Annotated in this window: 18 protein-coding genes and 4 pseudogenes; 20 read left to right on the top strand and 2 right to left on the bottom strand. The window is 67.4% G+C overall.

The window, feature by feature from the left end:
* Nucleotides 1-114 precede the first annotated feature (114 nt).
* The 20 genes and pseudogenes from LP418_RS29295 (at nt 115) to LP418_RS29205 (ending at nt 13,098) form a co-directional block, all read left to right on the top strand.
* Nucleotides 115-678, top strand: coding sequence for a MaoC/PaaZ C-terminal domain-containing protein (locus LP418_RS29295; protein ID WP_257954698.1), 564 nt, complete (start codon nt 115-117; stop codon nt 676-678).
* Nucleotides 675-986 (top strand): annotated as a pseudogene (locus LP418_RS29290) (acyl-CoA dehydrogenase family protein); the annotation flags it as partial. The gene LP418_RS29295 and the pseudogene LP418_RS29290, both read left to right, overlap by 4 nt.
* A gap of 115 nt (nt 987-1,101) precedes the next feature.
* The gene (locus LP418_RS29285) at nt 1,102-1,674 is read left to right on the top strand and encodes an acyl-CoA dehydrogenase family protein (protein WP_257954697.1); all 573 of its coding nucleotides are present in this window, start codon (nt 1,102-1,104) and stop codon (nt 1,672-1,674) included.
* A complete protein-coding gene (locus LP418_RS29280; protein ID WP_257954696.1) occupies nt 1,652-1,834 on the top strand; it encodes an acyl-CoA dehydrogenase family protein in 183 nt (60 codons plus the stop codon). Before LP418_RS29285 ends, LP418_RS29280 begins: the two co-directional genes overlap by 23 nt.
* Nucleotides 1,835-1,842: 8 nt before the next feature.
* A complete protein-coding gene (locus tag LP418_RS29275; RefSeq protein ID WP_257954695.1) occupies nt 1,843-2,583 on the top strand; it encodes an enoyl-CoA hydratase/isomerase family protein in 741 nt (246 codons plus the stop codon).
* Nucleotides 2,580-3,047 carry a MaoC family dehydratase N-terminal domain-containing protein gene (locus LP418_RS29270; protein WP_257954694.1) on the top strand — a complete coding sequence of 156 codons (468 nt, stop codon included), beginning with the start codon at nt 2,580-2,582 and terminating at the stop codon, nt 3,045-3,047. The genes LP418_RS29275 and LP418_RS29270 overlap by 4 nt, the downstream gene beginning before the upstream one ends.
* Complete coding sequence (locus LP418_RS29265) at nt 3,044-3,475, top strand: MaoC/PaaZ C-terminal domain-containing protein (protein WP_257954693.1); 432 nt, start codon at nt 3,044-3,046, stop codon at nt 3,473-3,475. The genes LP418_RS29270 and LP418_RS29265 overlap by 4 nt, the downstream gene beginning before the upstream one ends.
* Before the next feature lie 16 nt (nt 3,476-3,491).
* Nucleotides 3,492-4,328: an SDR family NAD(P)-dependent oxidoreductase gene (locus tag LP418_RS29260; RefSeq protein WP_257954692.1), complete on the top strand. Its 837-nt coding sequence runs from the start codon at nt 3,492-3,494 to the stop codon at nt 4,326-4,328.
* Nucleotides 4,329-4,362: 34 nt separating this feature from the next.
* Nucleotides 4,363-5,145: an AMP-binding protein gene (locus tag LP418_RS29255; protein WP_257954691.1), complete on the top strand. Its 783-nt coding sequence runs from the start codon at nt 4,363-4,365 to the stop codon at nt 5,143-5,145.
* Nucleotides 5,112-5,888, top strand: a complete 777-nt coding sequence (locus tag LP418_RS29250; protein ID WP_257954690.1) for a class I adenylate-forming enzyme family protein — start codon at nt 5,112-5,114, stop codon at nt 5,886-5,888. Before LP418_RS29255 ends, LP418_RS29250 begins: the two co-directional genes overlap by 34 nt.
* Nucleotides 5,889-5,919: 31 nt before the next feature.
* The gene (locus LP418_RS29245; protein ID WP_257954689.1) at nt 5,920-7,296 is read left to right on the top strand and encodes an AMP-binding protein; all 1,377 of its coding nucleotides are present in this window, start codon (nt 5,920-5,922) and stop codon (nt 7,294-7,296) included.
* Nucleotides 7,262-7,395 (top strand): annotated as a pseudogene (locus LP418_RS35060) (AMP-binding enzyme); the annotation flags it as partial. The gene LP418_RS29245 and the pseudogene LP418_RS35060, both read left to right, overlap by 35 nt.
* A 125-nt stretch (nt 7,396-7,520) precedes the next feature.
* Nucleotides 7,521-7,877 (top strand): enoyl-CoA hydratase/isomerase family protein, encoded by a 357-nt coding sequence (locus LP418_RS29240; RefSeq protein WP_257954688.1) that lies wholly within the window; start codon nt 7,521-7,523, stop codon nt 7,875-7,877.
* Entirely contained in the window at nt 7,849-8,433 is a 585-nt protein-coding gene (locus tag LP418_RS29235; protein ID WP_257954687.1) for an enoyl-CoA hydratase/isomerase family protein, read from the top strand. Before LP418_RS29240 ends, LP418_RS29235 begins: the two co-directional genes overlap by 29 nt.
* A pseudogene (locus tag LP418_RS29230) lies at nt 8,430-9,107 on the top strand (acyl-CoA dehydrogenase family protein); the annotation flags it as partial. The gene LP418_RS29235 and the pseudogene LP418_RS29230, both read left to right, overlap by 4 nt.
* Before the next feature lie 25 nt (nt 9,108-9,132).
* Nucleotides 9,133-9,450 carry an acyl-CoA dehydrogenase family protein gene (locus LP418_RS29225; protein ID WP_336275861.1) on the top strand — a complete coding sequence of 106 codons (318 nt, stop codon included), beginning with the start codon at nt 9,133-9,135 and terminating at the stop codon, nt 9,448-9,450.
* Complete coding sequence (locus tag LP418_RS29220; protein WP_257954685.1) at nt 9,353-10,267, top strand: SDR family NAD(P)-dependent oxidoreductase; 915 nt, start codon at nt 9,353-9,355, stop codon at nt 10,265-10,267. Before LP418_RS29225 ends, LP418_RS29220 begins: the two co-directional genes overlap by 98 nt.
* Nucleotides 10,268-10,733: 466 nt before the next feature.
* Entirely contained in the window at nt 10,734-11,465 is a 732-nt protein-coding gene (locus LP418_RS29215; RefSeq protein WP_257954684.1) for a thiolase family protein, read from the top strand.
* A gap of 10 nt (nt 11,466-11,475) precedes the next feature.
* On the top strand, nt 11,476-11,880 hold the full coding sequence (locus LP418_RS29210) for a thiolase family protein (RefSeq protein WP_257954683.1): 405 nt from the start codon (nt 11,476-11,478) through the stop codon (nt 11,878-11,880).
* Between the two features lie 39 nt (nt 11,881-11,919).
* The gene (locus tag LP418_RS29205; protein ID WP_257954682.1) at nt 11,920-13,098 is read left to right on the top strand and encodes a thiolase C-terminal domain-containing protein; all 1,179 of its coding nucleotides are present in this window, start codon (nt 11,920-11,922) and stop codon (nt 13,096-13,098) included.
* 445 nt (nt 13,099-13,543) lie between these two features.
* On the opposite strand, the pseudogene LP418_RS31915 reads toward LP418_RS29205, so the two are convergent.
* Nucleotides 13,544-14,619, bottom strand: a pseudogene (locus LP418_RS31915) (mandelate racemase/muconate lactonizing enzyme family protein).
* 89 nt (nt 14,620-14,708) lie between these two features.
* On the bottom strand, nt 14,709-15,161 hold the full coding sequence (locus LP418_RS29195; RefSeq protein ID WP_257957237.1) for a GntR family transcriptional regulator: 453 nt from the start codon (nt 15,159-15,161) through the stop codon (nt 14,709-14,711).
* Nucleotides 15,162-15,182 lie beyond the last annotated feature (21 nt).

Raw genomic sequence — 15,182 nt, 5'->3', positions numbered from 1 at the left:
CGCTCGCTCCCTTCGTCGGCCCAAGTCTGACACTCTTCACTAGGGCCTGTACATCGAGCCCAAGATGCTATACAAACATACGGTCAACGGAAAAAGAGGACGAGAGGCACTTCGATGCATCACGCAGGGCCCGACACAGGCGTCTACGCCGAGGACCTGCAGGTCGGCACGACCCGGCAGCTCGGCGAGCACGAAGTCACGACCGCCGCGATCATCGACTTCGCCTCGCAGTGGGATCCGCAGTTCTTCCACACTGAGCCTGAGCGGGCCGAGCGCGAGGGTGCCCTCGGCGGTCTGATCGCCAGCGGGATTCACACCATCGCGATATACCAGCGCCTCGAGATTAACTGCCGTACCCAACACTGGCACGTCGTCGGCGGCACGGGCATGGAGAACGTGCGCCTTCGGCGACCGGTCCGTCCGGGGGATGTCCTCTCCGGCCGGACCACAATTAGCGGCAAGCGACTCGAGCCTGAGCGTGGCCGAGGGCTCGTCAGCTTCGCCGGTGAGCTGGCAAACCAGCGCGGCGAGGTCGTCATGATCCCGGCCCTGTCCGCGTATCTGCTCATGCGGCCAAGGTCGCCAGAAGAGTCGATGACCCGGCGTCACTGCGTTGGTGGGCCAGACAGGAACGCCATCGGCACAGCCGTCGTCGACCACCAAGGAGATCTCACGTGAGCACGCTGTTCCCCGAGTACACCCCAGCCCGGGAGGACGAGGATCTGGCGGCGCTTCGCAAGCACGCCCGAACCTTTTTCCGCAACGAGGCCACGCCCCACCGGGAGCGCTGGGCTCAGCAGCACCACGTGGACCGCGAGTTCTGGAGTAAGGCGGGCGCGGCCGGGCTGCTGTGCATCGACATCCCCGACGAGTACGGGGGCGGGGGTGGACATTTCGGTCACGAGGCCGTTGTCCAGCAGGAGCTGATCTTGGCCCACGACACTGCCTTCGGGGCAAACGTCCACTCCATCGCAGCGCACTACATCAACGCCTTCGGCTCCCACGAGCAGAAGCAGCGCTGGCTACCTTCGCTGGCATCGGGCGAAAGCGTCATCGGCATTGCCATGACCGAGCCAGGGCGCCGGATCCGATCTCCGGGCGGTGAGTACCACCGCTGTGCGGGAGGGCGATCACTACGTCATCAATGGTGCCAAGACCTTCATCTCCAACGCCACGCACATGAACCTGCTCGTCATCGTCGCCAAGACGGACACGAGTCAGGGCGCAAAAGGGATCTCGCTGCTCGTCGCCGAGCTGGACGGCCTCGAGGGCTTCGAGCGCGGCCGGGTGCTCGACAAGATCGGCCAGCACGGGCAGGACACGCGCGAGCTGTCCTTCACCGACGTGCGGGTGCCGGTGGCCAATCTCCTCGGTGACTCCGAGGGGCAGGGCTTCTACCAGCTGATGCAGCAGTTGCCCCGGGAGCGCCTGATCATCGGGGTCGGGGGAGCAGCGATGGCCGAGGCCGCCGTGACGGAGGCGGTCGGGTACGCCAAGCTGCGTGAGGCCTTCGGCAAGCCGATCCTCGACTTCCAGAACACGCGCTTCGAGCTCGCCGACTGCAAGACCCGGGGCCTTTGCAGCCCACGCGTTCATGGACGCGTGCATCCCTCGCGCCATCGACGGCACCACGGATGCGTCCGCGGCGTCGATGGCCAAGCTCTTCGGGACTGAGGTGCAGTGCGAGGTGGTCGACCGGTGCCTGCAGGTCTTCGGTGGTTACGGCTACATGATGGAGTACCCCATCGCCCGCATGTACGCCGCCGCCCGGGTGCAGAAGATCTACGGCGGCACCAACGAGATCATGCGCGAGCTGATCGGGCGCTCGCTATGAGGACCCGGGTGCGCGTCGAGCGCGACGGGCCGATCGCCCGCATCACCCTCGACGGTCCCGACCGGCTCAACGCCGTCTCCGTGGAAACACTGCGGGAGCTGGAGGCGAGCCTGCGCGGCGTGGCCGGTGAAGATTCCATCCGGGTCATCGTGCTCACCGGCGTGGGCCGTGCCTTCTGTGCCGGAGCTGACCTTAGCGGCGACCTCGATGCCGCGATTGTCATGGATGTTGCGAATGCCGTTATCCGCATGATCGCCACCGTCGACGTGCCAGTGATTGCCGCGGTCAACGGCCCCGCCGCCGGCTACGGCGCGTCGCTCCTCCTTGCCGCCGACCCGGCGATCGCAGCAGAGTCCGCCTCCGTCCTGTTGCCCTTCACCGGACTCGGCCTCATCCCGGACGGCGGGCTGACTCACACGGTCGTCGCGGCGGCCGGCCGGGCCATGGCCGGTGACCCGGTCTACAGCGGGCGTCGGCTGTCGGCCGGCGAGGCAGCGCAGGCGGGACTGGTCTCCCGGGTCGTTGTCGACGCCGCCTTCGCCGCAACTGTCGACGAGATCGCGCGAGCCGTGGCCGAGCGCCCCCGGATGGCGTTGACGCGGTCCAAACACGCCCTCAACGAGGCTCGGCTCGCCGACCTCGATGCCGCTCTCGAGCGCGAGGCCGAGGGTCAGGTCGCACTTGTCGGGTCCGAGGACTTCGCCCGCAGGACCGCCCGATTTCGCAACCACGATGGGAGCCGAGCATGAGCAGCATCGACCGGTCCGTCATCGGCACGGAGCACCCGCGTCGCACGGTCGTCATCGAGCGTGGCCGGCTGCGGCTCTTCGCCTTGGCCATCGGCGAGTCCGATCCTGTCTACACCGACGTCGAAGCAGCGCGTGCGGCCGGACACCCCGACCTGCCCGCGCCGCCCACCTTCTACTTCGGCCTCAACCTCGGCGGTGACATCGAGGAGGCCGCCGGATGGATGCTGGACCTCGGGCTCGACCTGCGCCACATCCTCCACGGCGAACAGGACTTCACCTACCACTCGATCGCCCACGCCGGAGAGACCCTCGTGCTGACCCCGCGCATCACCGACGTCTATGACAAGCGCGACGGGGCGCTCCAGTTCATCGAGCGCACGACGAGCGTCACCACCGACGACGGGCGCCCCGTCGTGGAGATGCGTGAGCTCGTCGTCCACCGCCGACCGCAAGGAGCATCATGACGACCCCATCCCAGTTCACCGGCGACATCGCGGTCGGCACCGAGCTGCCCCCTTCGCCCCGGGTGAAGTCACGCGCGGGCCTGGCTGTCTTCGGGCCGGCCTCGGGTGACCTCAACCCGATCCACCTCGACATCGACGTCGCGCGATCTGCCGGCCTCGACGACGTCTTCGCCCACGGCATGCTCTCGATGGCCCATCTGGGACGACTGATCACCCGCTGGGTCGACCAGCGCCAGATCCGCGGCCTCGCAGGCAGGTTCGTCGCTATCACCCCGGTCCACGCGCGACCGACATGTCGGGGCCGCGTCACCGCCGTCGACGAGATCGACGGCGAGCGACGGGCCACGGTCGAGCTCTCCGTCTCACTCGAGGACGGCACCCACACCATCACCGGCACCGCCGTGATCGCCCTACCCACCCCCGCCTGACCCGGGAGGACCTCACATGACCCGCACACTCGCCGACCGCGTCGCCCCTCGTCTCCGGCTCCGGCCGCGGCATCGGCCGCGCCGTCGCCCCTGCGCCCGGCCGCCGACGGCGCCAAGATCGTCGTCAACGACCTCGACGAAGACGTGGCGCTTCAGACCGTCGCCGACATCGAGGCCGTCGGTGGCACCGCCGTCGCCTGCGCGGGCGACGTCACTGCACCCTGACTTCGCGGATCATTTCGTGGGAACCGCCGTCGAGGAGTTCGGCGGCCTGCACCTCATCGTCAACAACGCCGGATACACGTGGGACACCGTCGTGCAGAAGATGACCGACGAGCAGTGGGACGCCATCCTCGACGTCCACCTCAAGGCTCCCTTCCGCATCCTGCGCAGTGCGCAACCGGTGATCAGTGCCGCGGTCAAGGCCGAGCGTGCGGCCGGCGGGCCGCGCGTCACTCGCAAGGTTGTCAACATCTCGTCCCTCGCCGGGACCGCGGGCAATGCCGGCCGGGCCAACTACAGCGCCGCCAAGGCCGGCGTCGTCGGCTTGACCAAGGCGATGGCCAAGGAGTGGGGCCGCTACGACGTCACGGTCAACGCCGTGGCCTTCGGCCTCATCCGCACCCGCCTCACCGAGTCGGTCGCCGGTGGCGACGAGACGGTCACCGTCGGTGACCGGGAGCTGAGCTTCGGCGTCAATCCCGAGCTCCTCGCGCAGGCCGAGGCGAGCATCCCGCTTCGTCGCGCCGGCACCCCGGAGGAAGCGGCCGGCGCGGTCTACCTGCTCTGCCTCCCCGAGAGCGACTACATCAGCGGCCGGGTTCTCCTCTGCGCCGGCGGCTTCAACGCCTGACTCCTCATCCATCGCAGACAAAGGACGACCCGACATGGCAACTCTTGCAGGACAACTCGCCCGCTCCAGCCACGCCTACCCCACGAAGAGCGCACTCGTCTTCGGGGAGACCGAACGCACCTACCGACAGCTCGACGAGGAGGTGAACCAGTACGCCCACGCGCTGGCCGCCCTCGGCGTGACCAAGGGCGACCGGGTCGCCCTGATGTCCGGCAACTCGGACGTGTTCGTGATCGCCATGTACGCCACCTTCCGCCTCGGAGCGGTCTTCGTGCCGCTCAACCCACGCGCCACGTCGCACGAACTGCGGCACCTGCTCACCGACTCGGGCGCGTCCGTGCTGCTCCTCGGCGCCGGAATGATGCCGGTCGTCGAGGGCTTGGCCGACCACGACCCGATCGCCCCTGCCCCGCAGATGCTTGGACTGGACGCGTCCACGGGTCTGCCGAGCCTGCCCGAAAAAGCGGCCGGCCAGCCGACCACGGCCCCTAACGTCGTCGTCGCCGAAGACGACGACTGCATGATCCTCTACACCTCCGGCACGACCGGACTGGCCAAGGGCGCACTCTTCGACCACCATCGCCTGCTCTGGGTGGGTCACTCGGTGGCGAGCCTCGGCACGACCGGCGCCGACCGACACCTGCACGTCGCACCGCTCTACCACTGCGCGCAACTGGTGCTGCTCCTCCTCAACGGGATGTCGGTCGGCGCGAGCCACGTGATCCTGCCCGGATTCAGAACCCACCGCCGTGGCCGACGCCATCGAACGGCACCCGGATCACCGTGTTCCTCGGCGTGCCCACCATGTACCAGCTGATGCTGCGCCTGCCCGACCTCGCCGACCGCGACTTCTCGGCTCGGCGAATCGGCTTCTTCGGCGCCGCTCCCATGCCGCCGAGCGCCGTCGAACAGCTGGTCACGACCTTGCCGCACGTCGACTTCTACCAGCTCTGCGGCCAGACCGAAGGTGGGCCCACCGGCATCTACCTCACCCCGGACGAGGTCCGCGCACGTCCGGACGCCACCGGTCGCTGGCCCATCCCCAACTGCGAGGTCCGCGTCGTCGACCCCAACGGCAACGACGTCGAGGCCGGTGCCACCGGCGAGCTCATCTACCGCGGCGAAACGCTGATGAAGGAGTACTGGAAGCAACCCAAGGCGACCGCCCAGACGATCCACGACGGGTGGCTGCACAGCGGCGACCTCGCCGTCATCGACGAGCAGGGCTACATGACGATCGTCGACCGCCTCAAAGACATGATCATCACCGGCGGCCGCAACGTGTACTCCGTGGAGGTGGAGAACGCGCTAGCGGCGCACCCCGACATCGCCGACGTGGCGATCATCGGCCGTCCCGACGACACCTACGGCGAGCGGATCGTCGCCGTGGTGACCACGCACGAAGGTCATGAGGTCACCCTCGAGGGCATCCGCGAGTTCGCGGCGACGTACGTCGCCGACTACAAGCTGCCGCGCGAGCTCTTCATCCGGGACATCCCGCGCAACCCCTCGGGAAAGATCCTCAAGCACGTAATCCGCAAAGAGCTCAGCTCCTCCTGACGACCACCGAGCACTCCCTGAGAGGTATGAGATGACTTCCACAAACCACGACCTTCCGGCGGCCACCGAGGCCGCCCGAGGCACCACATACGACCGGCTGATCATCGAGGCCCCGGCGAGGTATCCCGAGCGCGAGGCCTTCGTCCTCGGTGACGTGAGGATGACCTACGCCGAGGCCGCCGAGTCGATGAGCCGCATCCAGCAGGTCCTCGAGGAGCGCGGCATCGTGCACGGCTCCGGGGTGGGGGCGCTCAGCGTCAACATCCCCGAGGTGTGGTTGACCCGGGCCGCGGCCTACGCACTGGGTGCCCACTACAGCGGCCTGCACCCCCTCGGCTCCGTCGATGACCACGTGTGGATCTGCGACGACGCCGAGATCGAGGTCCTCATCGTCCACCCGATGTTCGCCAAGGTCGGTCTCGAGGTCGCCGAACGATCGAGCTCCGTGCGCCACCTCCTCGTCTTCGGCGAGACCGATGGAACCGAGGACCTCTTCGAAGCCATGCAGCGCTTCGAGGCCAAGCCCCTCGTCCCCGGCCCCGCGGACGAGGAGGACCTCGCCCGGCTGCAATACACGGGCGGCACCACCGGCCGACCGAAGGGCGTCATGCTCCCGCACCGCTCCATGGTCGAGCTGGCCCGGGCGGCCTTGACGAGCTGGCAAATGCCGGAGACGCCGCGCTACCTCGTGGCACCGCCCATCACCCACGCCGGCGTGCTTCCACTCTTCGCGACCTTGGCTCGTGGCGGCACCGTGATTCTCCTGCAGGGCTTCGAGCCGAAGTCCTTCGTCGCTGCCATCGAGCGGGAGCGGGCCAACTGCACCTTCGGCGTGCCGACCATGATCAACGCATTGCTCGACCACACAACGCCCGAGGACGGCGACCTGAGCAGTCTCCAGTCCTTCTTCTACGGAGCGGCTCCGATCACCCCGGATCGGCTGGCCCGGGCGCTCGACCGTTTCGGCCCCAGACTCATGCAGATCTACGGACAGACCGAGTGCGTGGGGGTGACCACGAGCCTGCACCGCGAAGAGCACGACCCCATCGGTCGTCCAGAACTGCTCAGCTCGTGCGGTCGACCGGTCATGGGCACCGCGGTGCGGGTCGTCGACGAGCAGGGACAGGAGGTGCCGGACGGGACCCCGGGGGAGCTGTGCGTGCGTTCGCGAGCCGTGATGACCGGCTACTGGAAGTTGCCCGACCTCACCCGGGAGACGCTTCGCGACGGCTGGCTGCACACGGGCGACGTTGCCGTGCGTGATGTCCCGGGGCTATCTGCACATCGTCGACCGGACGAAGGACATGATCATCACCGGCGGCTTCAACGTCTATCCCAAGGAGATCGAGGATGCGATCGCCAGCCACCCCGATGTGGCTGCGGTCGCTGTCGTCGGGCTGCCCGATGACACCAGGGCGAAGCCGTCACGGCCTTCGTCGTGGTTCACGAGGGTGCGCGAGTCGATACGACCGAGATCCAGCAGATTGTGCGCCGGGCAAAGGGCGCCCATCAGACACCCAAGGTCGTGCATGTCATCGACGCGTTGCCCACGACCCTCGTGGGCAAGATCGACAAGAAGAAGCTGCGCGAGCTAGGGCGCGGGGAGCAGGACCGATGAGCGCCGCCCAATCTATGGTGATCCGACAGGACCACGGCCCGGTCACCCGGCTGATCCTCAACCGGCCGGACGCGATGAATGCGCTCGACCCGGACCTGCTCGGTGAGCTGGACGTCCACGTCCGCTCGGTGGCGGACGACCCGACCGTGCGCGTGGTGGTCATCACTGCCACCGGACGCGCGTTCTGCGCCGGCGCCGACCTCAAGGCGGTCCTCGGTGCGGAGGGCGTCCTGGACGCTGCCCGGATGCTCGGCTTCGAGCGGCAGGCCCGAGCGACCTTCGCCCGGGTGGCCGCACTGACCAAGCCGACCATCGCCGTACTGAACGGCATCACGATGGCTGGTGGCCCTGGAGCTCGCACTGCACTGTGATCTCGTCATCGCCTCGTCGCGGGCCGGGATCGGCGACGGCCACATGAACTACGGGTTGCTCCCCGGTGCGGGTGGGGCGGCGCGCCTGCCCCGGGTGATCGGCCCGACGCGCGCCAAGTACCTCGCCTTCACCGGCGAACTGCTCTCCGCAGAGCAGGCGATGACGATGGGCTTGGTCGTCGAGGTCGTCGCGCCGGACGAGCTCCAGACACGCGCCGAGGAGCTCTCACTGGCGATCGCCCGGCGCAGCCCGAGCGCCCTACGACTGTTCAAGCAGGCCATCGACGACGGCCCTGGACCAGCCCTTGCAGAGCGCCATGCGGCTCGAGCTCCCCGGCCACAGCGGAGCACCTGCACAGCGGCGACGTGCACGAGGGGCTGCGGGCCTTCGCCGAGAAGCGTGAACCGCACTTCACCACTACTGGAGAGAACCATGACTGACAACGCCGAGCTGTCCGACTTCCGGATCGCGGTGCGCTCGCTGGCCCGCAAGAACTTCCTCGAGGGTTACCTCGAGCGGGCGAAGGGCGGCACCTACCCCGCGACGACACCTTGAAGGTCCTCGGCGACAACGGCCTGCTCGGGGTCTGCCTGCCCGAGGAGTACGGCGGCCGGGGCGCAGGACTGGACGCCCCGGGCATCGCCTGCGAGGAAGTGGCGTACGCCGACGCCGCGTGCGCCTACCGGGTCTTCGCCAACAACGTGGCTGCCGACCTGTTCCTCACCACGGGCTCACCAGAGGTCATCGACCGCTGGTTGGCGCCGACTGTCGAGGGACGCGCCGTATGCGCGATCGCACTCACCGAGCCCGGAGCCGGTTCCGACGCCCGGGGACTCACATCCAAGGCCGTGCCCGTCGAGGGAGGCTGGGAGCTGTCGGGGGAGAAGACCTCGATCACTCAGGCACCCGACGCGGACGTCGCGATCGTGGTCGCGAGAGAGAGTGACTCCGGCCGGATCAGCGCCTTCGTCATGGACATGGATTCCCCGGGCATCGCGCGGCAGCGTTTCGAGGATCCCGGGTTCCGGGCGGTCGGTCGCGGCTCGATCATGATGGACCGCGTCTTCGTGCCCTCCACGCACCGGATGGGAGAGGGCGGTCAAGGTTTCGCCCTGATCATGCAGGAGTTCGACCTAACCCGCACGCTCATCGCCTACATGATCCTCGGCATCGCCCACCGTGCCCTCGACCTGACCATCGAGCACGTGCGCCGCCGGATGAGCTTCGGCAAGCCGCTCAGCCACTACCTGGGGCGTGACCTTCCCGATCGCCGAGCACCTGACCCACCTCGCGGCCGTGCGCGCGCTCGCAGACGCCACGCTCGCTGCGCGTTCCGCCGGCCGACCGCACACGGTCGAGGCGGCAATGCTCAAGTGGTGGGCGCCGCAGGTCGGCTTCAAGGCCGTCCGGGAGTGCGTGGTCCTCCATGGACACGTCGGGTGGTCGGAGGAAATGCCGCTCCAAGCGCTCCTGCGTGACATCTCCGGCTTCCAGATCGGCGACGGCACGCCCCAGATCCAGAAACTCATCATCGCCCGCGCGGCCATCGGCCCCGAGGTCATGGGCGACTGACCGACCAGTCGATCCAGTAGGTGGGTCCACAGCCACAACGAAGGAGCCAGCATGCAGTTCGACACCACCGCCATCGTCACCGGGGGGCGCCTCCGGACTCGGAGAAGCAGCCGCCCGGCGCCTCATCGACCTCGGCGCCACCGTGGCCGCATTCGACCTCGACGACACGAAGGGAGCACAGCTCGAGTCCGAGCTCGGCGAGCGCTACCACCATCACAAGGTCGACGTCAGCCAGCTCGACCGGGTCGAGACCGCAGTAGTCGCTGTCGAGGCCAACCACGGCCCAGTGCGGATCGTTGTCAACGCCGCCGCAGTGCCCGCGCCCGCCAAGCTCCTCAGCAGCCGAGGTCCCATCTCGATGGAGGTCTTCGATAAGGGGATCAAGGTCAACCTTTACGGACCGATCCACGTCATGCGCAGCGTGGTTGCGGGCATGGCCGCCAGCGACCCGAACGAGGACGGCGAACGGGGGGTCATCATCAACGTCGCCTCGGGCGCTGCCTACGAAGGTCAGGTCGGACAGGTTGCCTACAGTGCCTCCAAGGGTGCGCTCGTGAGCATGACGATGCCGCTCTTCCGGGAGCTCGCCATCCATGGGATCCGCGTGATGACCGTGGCCCCGGGTGCCTTCGACACCCCGATCTACGACCACGTGCCTCCGGCGCTCAAGGAACAGCTCGCTGCCCAGTGCCTCTTCCCGAAGCGGATGGGTCGACCGGAGGAGTTTGGCCTCCTCATTGAGGAGATCGTCCGCAACCCCATGCACAACGGCCGCACGATCCGACTCGACGCCGGCATGATCCTCGGCCCGAGCTGACCGTGAACAAAGAAGGCCGCCGACCACCGGCCATGAACCGAGAACAGGAAGACCGACGATGACAGCCACCATTCCCGTCCGCGAGGGGCTCTTCCGCGAGACCGACGACGGACCGACTCTGCTCGCGGGGGAGTGCACCGAGTGCGGACGCATCGCTTTCCCGGTGAGCGAGCGTTGCCTTGAGTGCGGGGAGGACAGGATCAAGATCTGTGAACTGGGTTCGAAGGGTGAACTGCTCTGCGCCACCGTGGTGCACATGGGCAACGGGCGCTTGAACCCGGCTACAGCGTCGGCTACGTGCTGATGCCGCACGGCGTCCGAGTCTTCAGCCAGACCGCTGCAGACGGTCACGAGCCTCTCGCCTCAGGTACGCCAATGCGGCTCGAGATCGCGCCGCTGTGGCGTGACGGCGAGCACGACGTCCTCGCCTACCGATTCGTCCCCGCCACGAGCAAGGAGACCAAGGATGCGTGACGTCTTCGTCATCGGCACCGGCCAGAGCGACTTCGGCAAGACCCCTGAGCGCAGCGCCGCGCAGATGGGCCGCCAAGCAGCGCTCGAGGCAATCGCGGACGCCGGCATCCGCCCCCTCGACCTGCAGAGCGTCTTCACCTCGCGAGTCTTCGACGCCATGGTCACGAGTCAGGCCATCATGAAGGACATCGGGGTCGCCCGCATCGAGATGGTCAACGTGGAGAATGCCTGCTCCGGCGGTGCCACCGCGGTCCGCAGTCTCTACAAGGACATCGCCGCAGGGTTCATCGACATCGGCATCGCCATCGGTGTCGAGTCCATGAGCACCAGCCCGGTCGCCGGCAAGCTCATCCCGCCGGACAAGGACGACCTCGACGGACAGATGGGCCTGACGATGCCGGTCCTCTTCGCCCTGCAGGCCCGACGTTTGATGGAGACCCACGGGGCCACACCCGAGGACTTCGCCCGGGTGTCGGTCAAGGCGCACGACTTTGGTGCGCTCAACCCGCGGGCCCAGTATCGCAAGCGGTTCACCGTGGAGGAGGTGCTCGGCTCGCGGATGATCTCCGACCCGATCACCCTCTTGCAGTGCTGCCCGAACACCGACGGTGCAGCCGCCGTCGTACTGGTCTCCGCCGAGATAGCAGAGAAGTATTCCGACCTGCCGATCCGCATCGCGGGCTCGGCACTGGCTCTCCGGGGAGCAGGACTTCCTGCGCCCTGACATCACCTCGATGCCGGCTGGACAACGGGCCGCGCAACTGGCGTATGAGCAGGCCGGTGTCTCGCCTTCCGATGTCGACGTCGTCGAACTGCACGATGCCTTCGCCAGCGAGGAGATCGTCCACTACGAGGACCTCGGACTGTGCGAGCGCGGCGAGGGCGTTGCCCTGCTGCGCTCCGGTGCGACCTCTCTCGGTGGGCGTATACCCGTCAACCCCAGTGGCGGGTTGCTCTCCCCGGGCCATCCACTGGCCGCATCGGGCGTGCGCACCATCGCCGACATCACCAACCAGCTGCGCGGTCGCGCCGGCGACGTACAGGTGCCGGATGCCCGAGTAGGTCTCGCGCAGATGCTCGGCGGTGTCGTCAACGGCATGGATGTCGCCGCCGCGAGCGTGCACGTCCTCACACGCTGATCTTGACCCGCGCCCCACGACCACCGAAGGAACCAGACCATGGAATCGCCCATCATCGCGGGGGTCGGCATGACCCCCTTCACCAAGCCCGGAGCATCCGCCACCTACGACGTGATGGCGGCCGACGCGGTCAGACGCGCCCTGAGCGATGCGGGTCTGGAACTGACTGACGTCGACCGGGCGTATGCCGCCTACGTCTACGGAGACTCGACCTCGGGGCAGCGTGGCCTGTACCACGTGGGCAAGACTGGGATGCCGATCGTCAATGTCAACAACAACTGCTCGTCCGGGTCGACCGCCCTGTGGCTGGCGAGCCAAGCGGTGCGTAGCGGAACCGCTGATTGCGCCCTTGCATTCGGCTTCGAGCAGATGCAGAAGGGCGCGCTCAACATGATGTGGACTGACCGCCCGAGCCCGGTCCGGGACTTCATCGACGTTGTCGCCCGCCGCTACGAAGGGACTGAGGAGGTGCCGATGGCGCTCCTGCTCTTCGGGGCTGCCGGAGCCGACTACATGGAGCGATACGGAACGCGACCCGAAACCTTCTTGAAGGTGACGGTCAAGGCGCGACAGCACGCCCGCTCCAACGCGAACGCCGTTTTCCGTGACCCAGTGACGGTCGAGCAGGTGCTGGCCTCGCCGAGGCTATTCAAGTCGCTGACGCGGTTGCAGGCGTGCCCGCCCACCAACGGCGCCGCTGCGGTCATCGTCTGTACGTCCGACTTCGCCCGGGCACACGACATCGACTCCGGTACCCGGATCCCGGGGCAGGGGCTGGCGACGGACACGGCGGTGAGCTTCGATCCGGACGACCTGTCGGGGGTCGTCGGTTACGGCGTCACCGAGCAGGCCGCCGCCGCGGCCTACGAACAGGCGGGTCTGGGCCCGGGCGACGTCGACGTGGTCGAGTTGCACGATTGCTTCACGGTCAACGAGATCCTCGCCTACGAGGCGCTGGGTCTCACAGCTCCGGGCACGTCGGAGAAGTTCATCGAGGACGGCGACAACACCTACGGCGGTCGCGTCGTCGTCAACCCATCGGGGGGTCTGCTCTCCAAGGGGCACCCGATCGGTGCCACGGGACTGGCGCAGATCACCGAGCTCACCCAACAGCTCCGAGGCGCGATTGCCGACGGCCGTCAGGTCGAGGGAGCGCGGATCGGTTTGCAACACAACATCGGTGTGGGCGGAGCCGGCGTCGTCACGGTCCTCGGCTGAGGCGCTGGTGATGACCAGTTCCCCGCGTCCGCAGCGACCACCGCAAGGACCCAAGGACCCCCTTGCGGCGAACCCGATCGCCGGTAGCGTGATTTATCGTGGACTCGTCCTCGGTGCACCCGTCCGGTGGCGATCCCGGGACTGGGGCGACTTACGGATCAGCTCCGCGTGATGCTGTCGGTCGTGGGCCGGTGCCTTGCACTCTCCGTATTGGGTATTGGCGGGGAGACGTACCCGATCCGTAACGGACTTTCCGGGCGGGAAAGCGCACGCTGCCAATGTTGGCTCCGGCCGAGGACGGATCAGGTCAAAGGCACGAAGCCAGCGGAAACGAGAGTCAACCGGCCGGGGACTTCCACCACGATCCCTCGGGACCGGGCAGCACCGCCACCATCACTACGAATGAACTCCCTCGGGGCGGACAATCTGCCAAACGCACCGAGTGCTACCCGGTCAGGTCAATCGTCGTCTCGGAGACGCGATGACGGTCGACCTGGCTACGGTCGAGTTCTACTCCGAGGCCGGGTCCAGTCGGGATCGACACCGCCCCGTAGCTGAAGGCTGGCGCGTCAACCAAGAGCGACTCGCGCAGGTCGTTATGGCGCACGTCACTCTCCAGTAGCTGGATTGTCGGGGCCATGGCGGCCAACTGCAAGGTGGCCGCAAGCGCCAGAGCGCCGTTGAACAGGTGAGGCGCGACTACGCAACTGCTGTTTTCGGCCATGCGTGCCACGGCGAGCGATGGCGTGATGCCTCCCAACTTTGACACGTCAGGTTGCACGACGTGCACGGCGCCAGACGCGATGTAGCGCGCGAAGTTGTCCACGCCGTAGACGTTCTCTCCGGTGGCCGGGGGAACCCGGTCTTCTCGTGGAGCTCGACCGGGTCCTCGAGCCGATCCCCACGCACTGGCTCCTCGAGCCGGGCGACGCCGACCTCACGGAGGTGTGGGACCATCCGGACAGCCTCGTCCAGTGACCATGCTTGGTTTGCGTCGACGTAGATGTCCATTTCCTCACCGGCGCTTTGGCGCACGAGACGAAGGGCCTGACGGTCCTGTTCTTCGTCGAAACCGACCTTCACCTTGACCGCTCGGTAGCCCTCCGCCTTGGCCCGCTCCAGCACAGCCCGGTGATCGGTGGGACCGAGGCTGCTCGCGTACGCCTTTATCTCTGATCGCACACGTTCGCCAACGGGGGCGATCGCCACACCGAGGGTTCGGGCGGCTAGGTCCCACAGGGCGATGTCAACACCGCTGATGGCTTGTGCGATGGGCCCGGGTGCGCCCCATTGGCGACCTAGAGGTGCCAGCCGGGTGACGAGGCGTTCGTAGTGCTCCGCGACGGTGCCGACTGGGTGCTCGCGCAGGACCGGGGCGACGCCCTCGATAAGCGTGGCGATTCGTTCGGCAGGTGCCCACGAGGGAAAGTTGACCCAGCTCTCACCATGGCCGATAGTCCCGTCAGTTCCTTCGAGCGAGACCAGAATCATCGTTCGTTGCCGCAGCGGGGCGAACGACATTGCCACACCGTCGTTGATGCTCGCTCGCAGGAGTTCCACGCGCATCGACCGCAGTTCCAGCTGTTGGTCGAGCAGGTTCGTCGTTGGATTCACGCGAGTACCGCGGTTGAGTGCGCCGCATCCGGATCGATCTGCTCATGCAGGGTCTGCCGCATCCCGGCGATATGGTGGCGAGCGTGCGTCTCCGCCGCGGAAGGATCGCCAGCTTGGATGGCGGCGACGATGTCTTCGTGCTCGGCGAGAGCCAGATGGCCGGGTCCCATTCGCAGGCTCGCCGTCCGGATGGCAAGTTGGACCACACTCCGGATGCTGTCGAGCATCTCCGCCAGCAGTTGATTGCCGGCCGCCTCGCGCAGCAGGACGTGGAACTCCACATCTAGGGCGACGTGGCGCTCTAGATCGCCGGCTTCAATTGCCGCGCGGTGTTGGGTCATGACGACGTCGAGGCGTTTGCAGGAAGGCCGAGTCGCTCGACTCGGCCGCCCGGCGAGCCGCGAGACCTTCCAAGACCTCGCGGACGTCGTAGATCGGAATGAGGTCATCGGCGTCGAGTTGGACGACGA

The organism is Nocardioides sp. B-3 (genome assembly GCF_024703895.1).
GTDB lineage: Bacteria > Actinomycetota > Actinomycetes > Propionibacteriales > Nocardioidaceae > Nocardioides.
This window is presented reverse-complemented; position numbering and strand designations above follow the sequence as displayed.

Coding starts and splice junctions, on each gene's coding strand:
- LP418_RS29265 (WP_257954693.1), top strand. CDS start 3,044: ATGACGACCCCATCCCAGTTCACCGGCGACATCGCGGTCGGCACCGAG.
- LP418_RS29270 (WP_257954694.1), top strand. CDS start 2,580: ATGAGCAGCATCGACCGGTCCGTCATCGGCACGGAGCACCCGCGTCGC.
- LP418_RS29210 (WP_257954683.1), top strand. CDS start 11,476: ATGCCGGCTGGACAACGGGCCGCGCAACTGGCGTATGAGCAGGCCGGT.
- LP418_RS29255 (WP_257954691.1), top strand. CDS start 4,363: ATGGCAACTCTTGCAGGACAACTCGCCCGCTCCAGCCACGCCTACCCC.
- LP418_RS29260 (WP_257954692.1), top strand. CDS start 3,492: ATGACCCGCACACTCGCCGACCGCGTCGCCCCTCGTCTCCGGCTCCGG.
- LP418_RS29295 (WP_257954698.1), top strand. CDS start 115: ATGCATCACGCAGGGCCCGACACAGGCGTCTACGCCGAGGACCTGCAG.
- LP418_RS29245 (WP_257954689.1), top strand. CDS start 5,920: ATGACTTCCACAAACCACGACCTTCCGGCGGCCACCGAGGCCGCCCGA.
- LP418_RS29280 (WP_257954696.1), top strand. CDS start 1,652: ATGGCCAAGCTCTTCGGGACTGAGGTGCAGTGCGAGGTGGTCGACCGG.
- LP418_RS29195 (WP_257957237.1), bottom strand. CDS start 15,161: ATGACCTCATTCCGATCTACGACGTCCGCGAGGTCTTGGAAGGTCTCG.
- LP418_RS29240 (WP_257954688.1), top strand. CDS start 7,521: ATGGTGATCCGACAGGACCACGGCCCGGTCACCCGGCTGATCCTCAAC.
- LP418_RS29205 (WP_257954682.1), top strand. CDS start 11,920: ATGGAATCGCCCATCATCGCGGGGGTCGGCATGACCCCCTTCACCAAG.
- LP418_RS29215 (WP_257954684.1), top strand. CDS start 10,734: ATGCGTGACGTCTTCGTCATCGGCACCGGCCAGAGCGACTTCGGCAAG.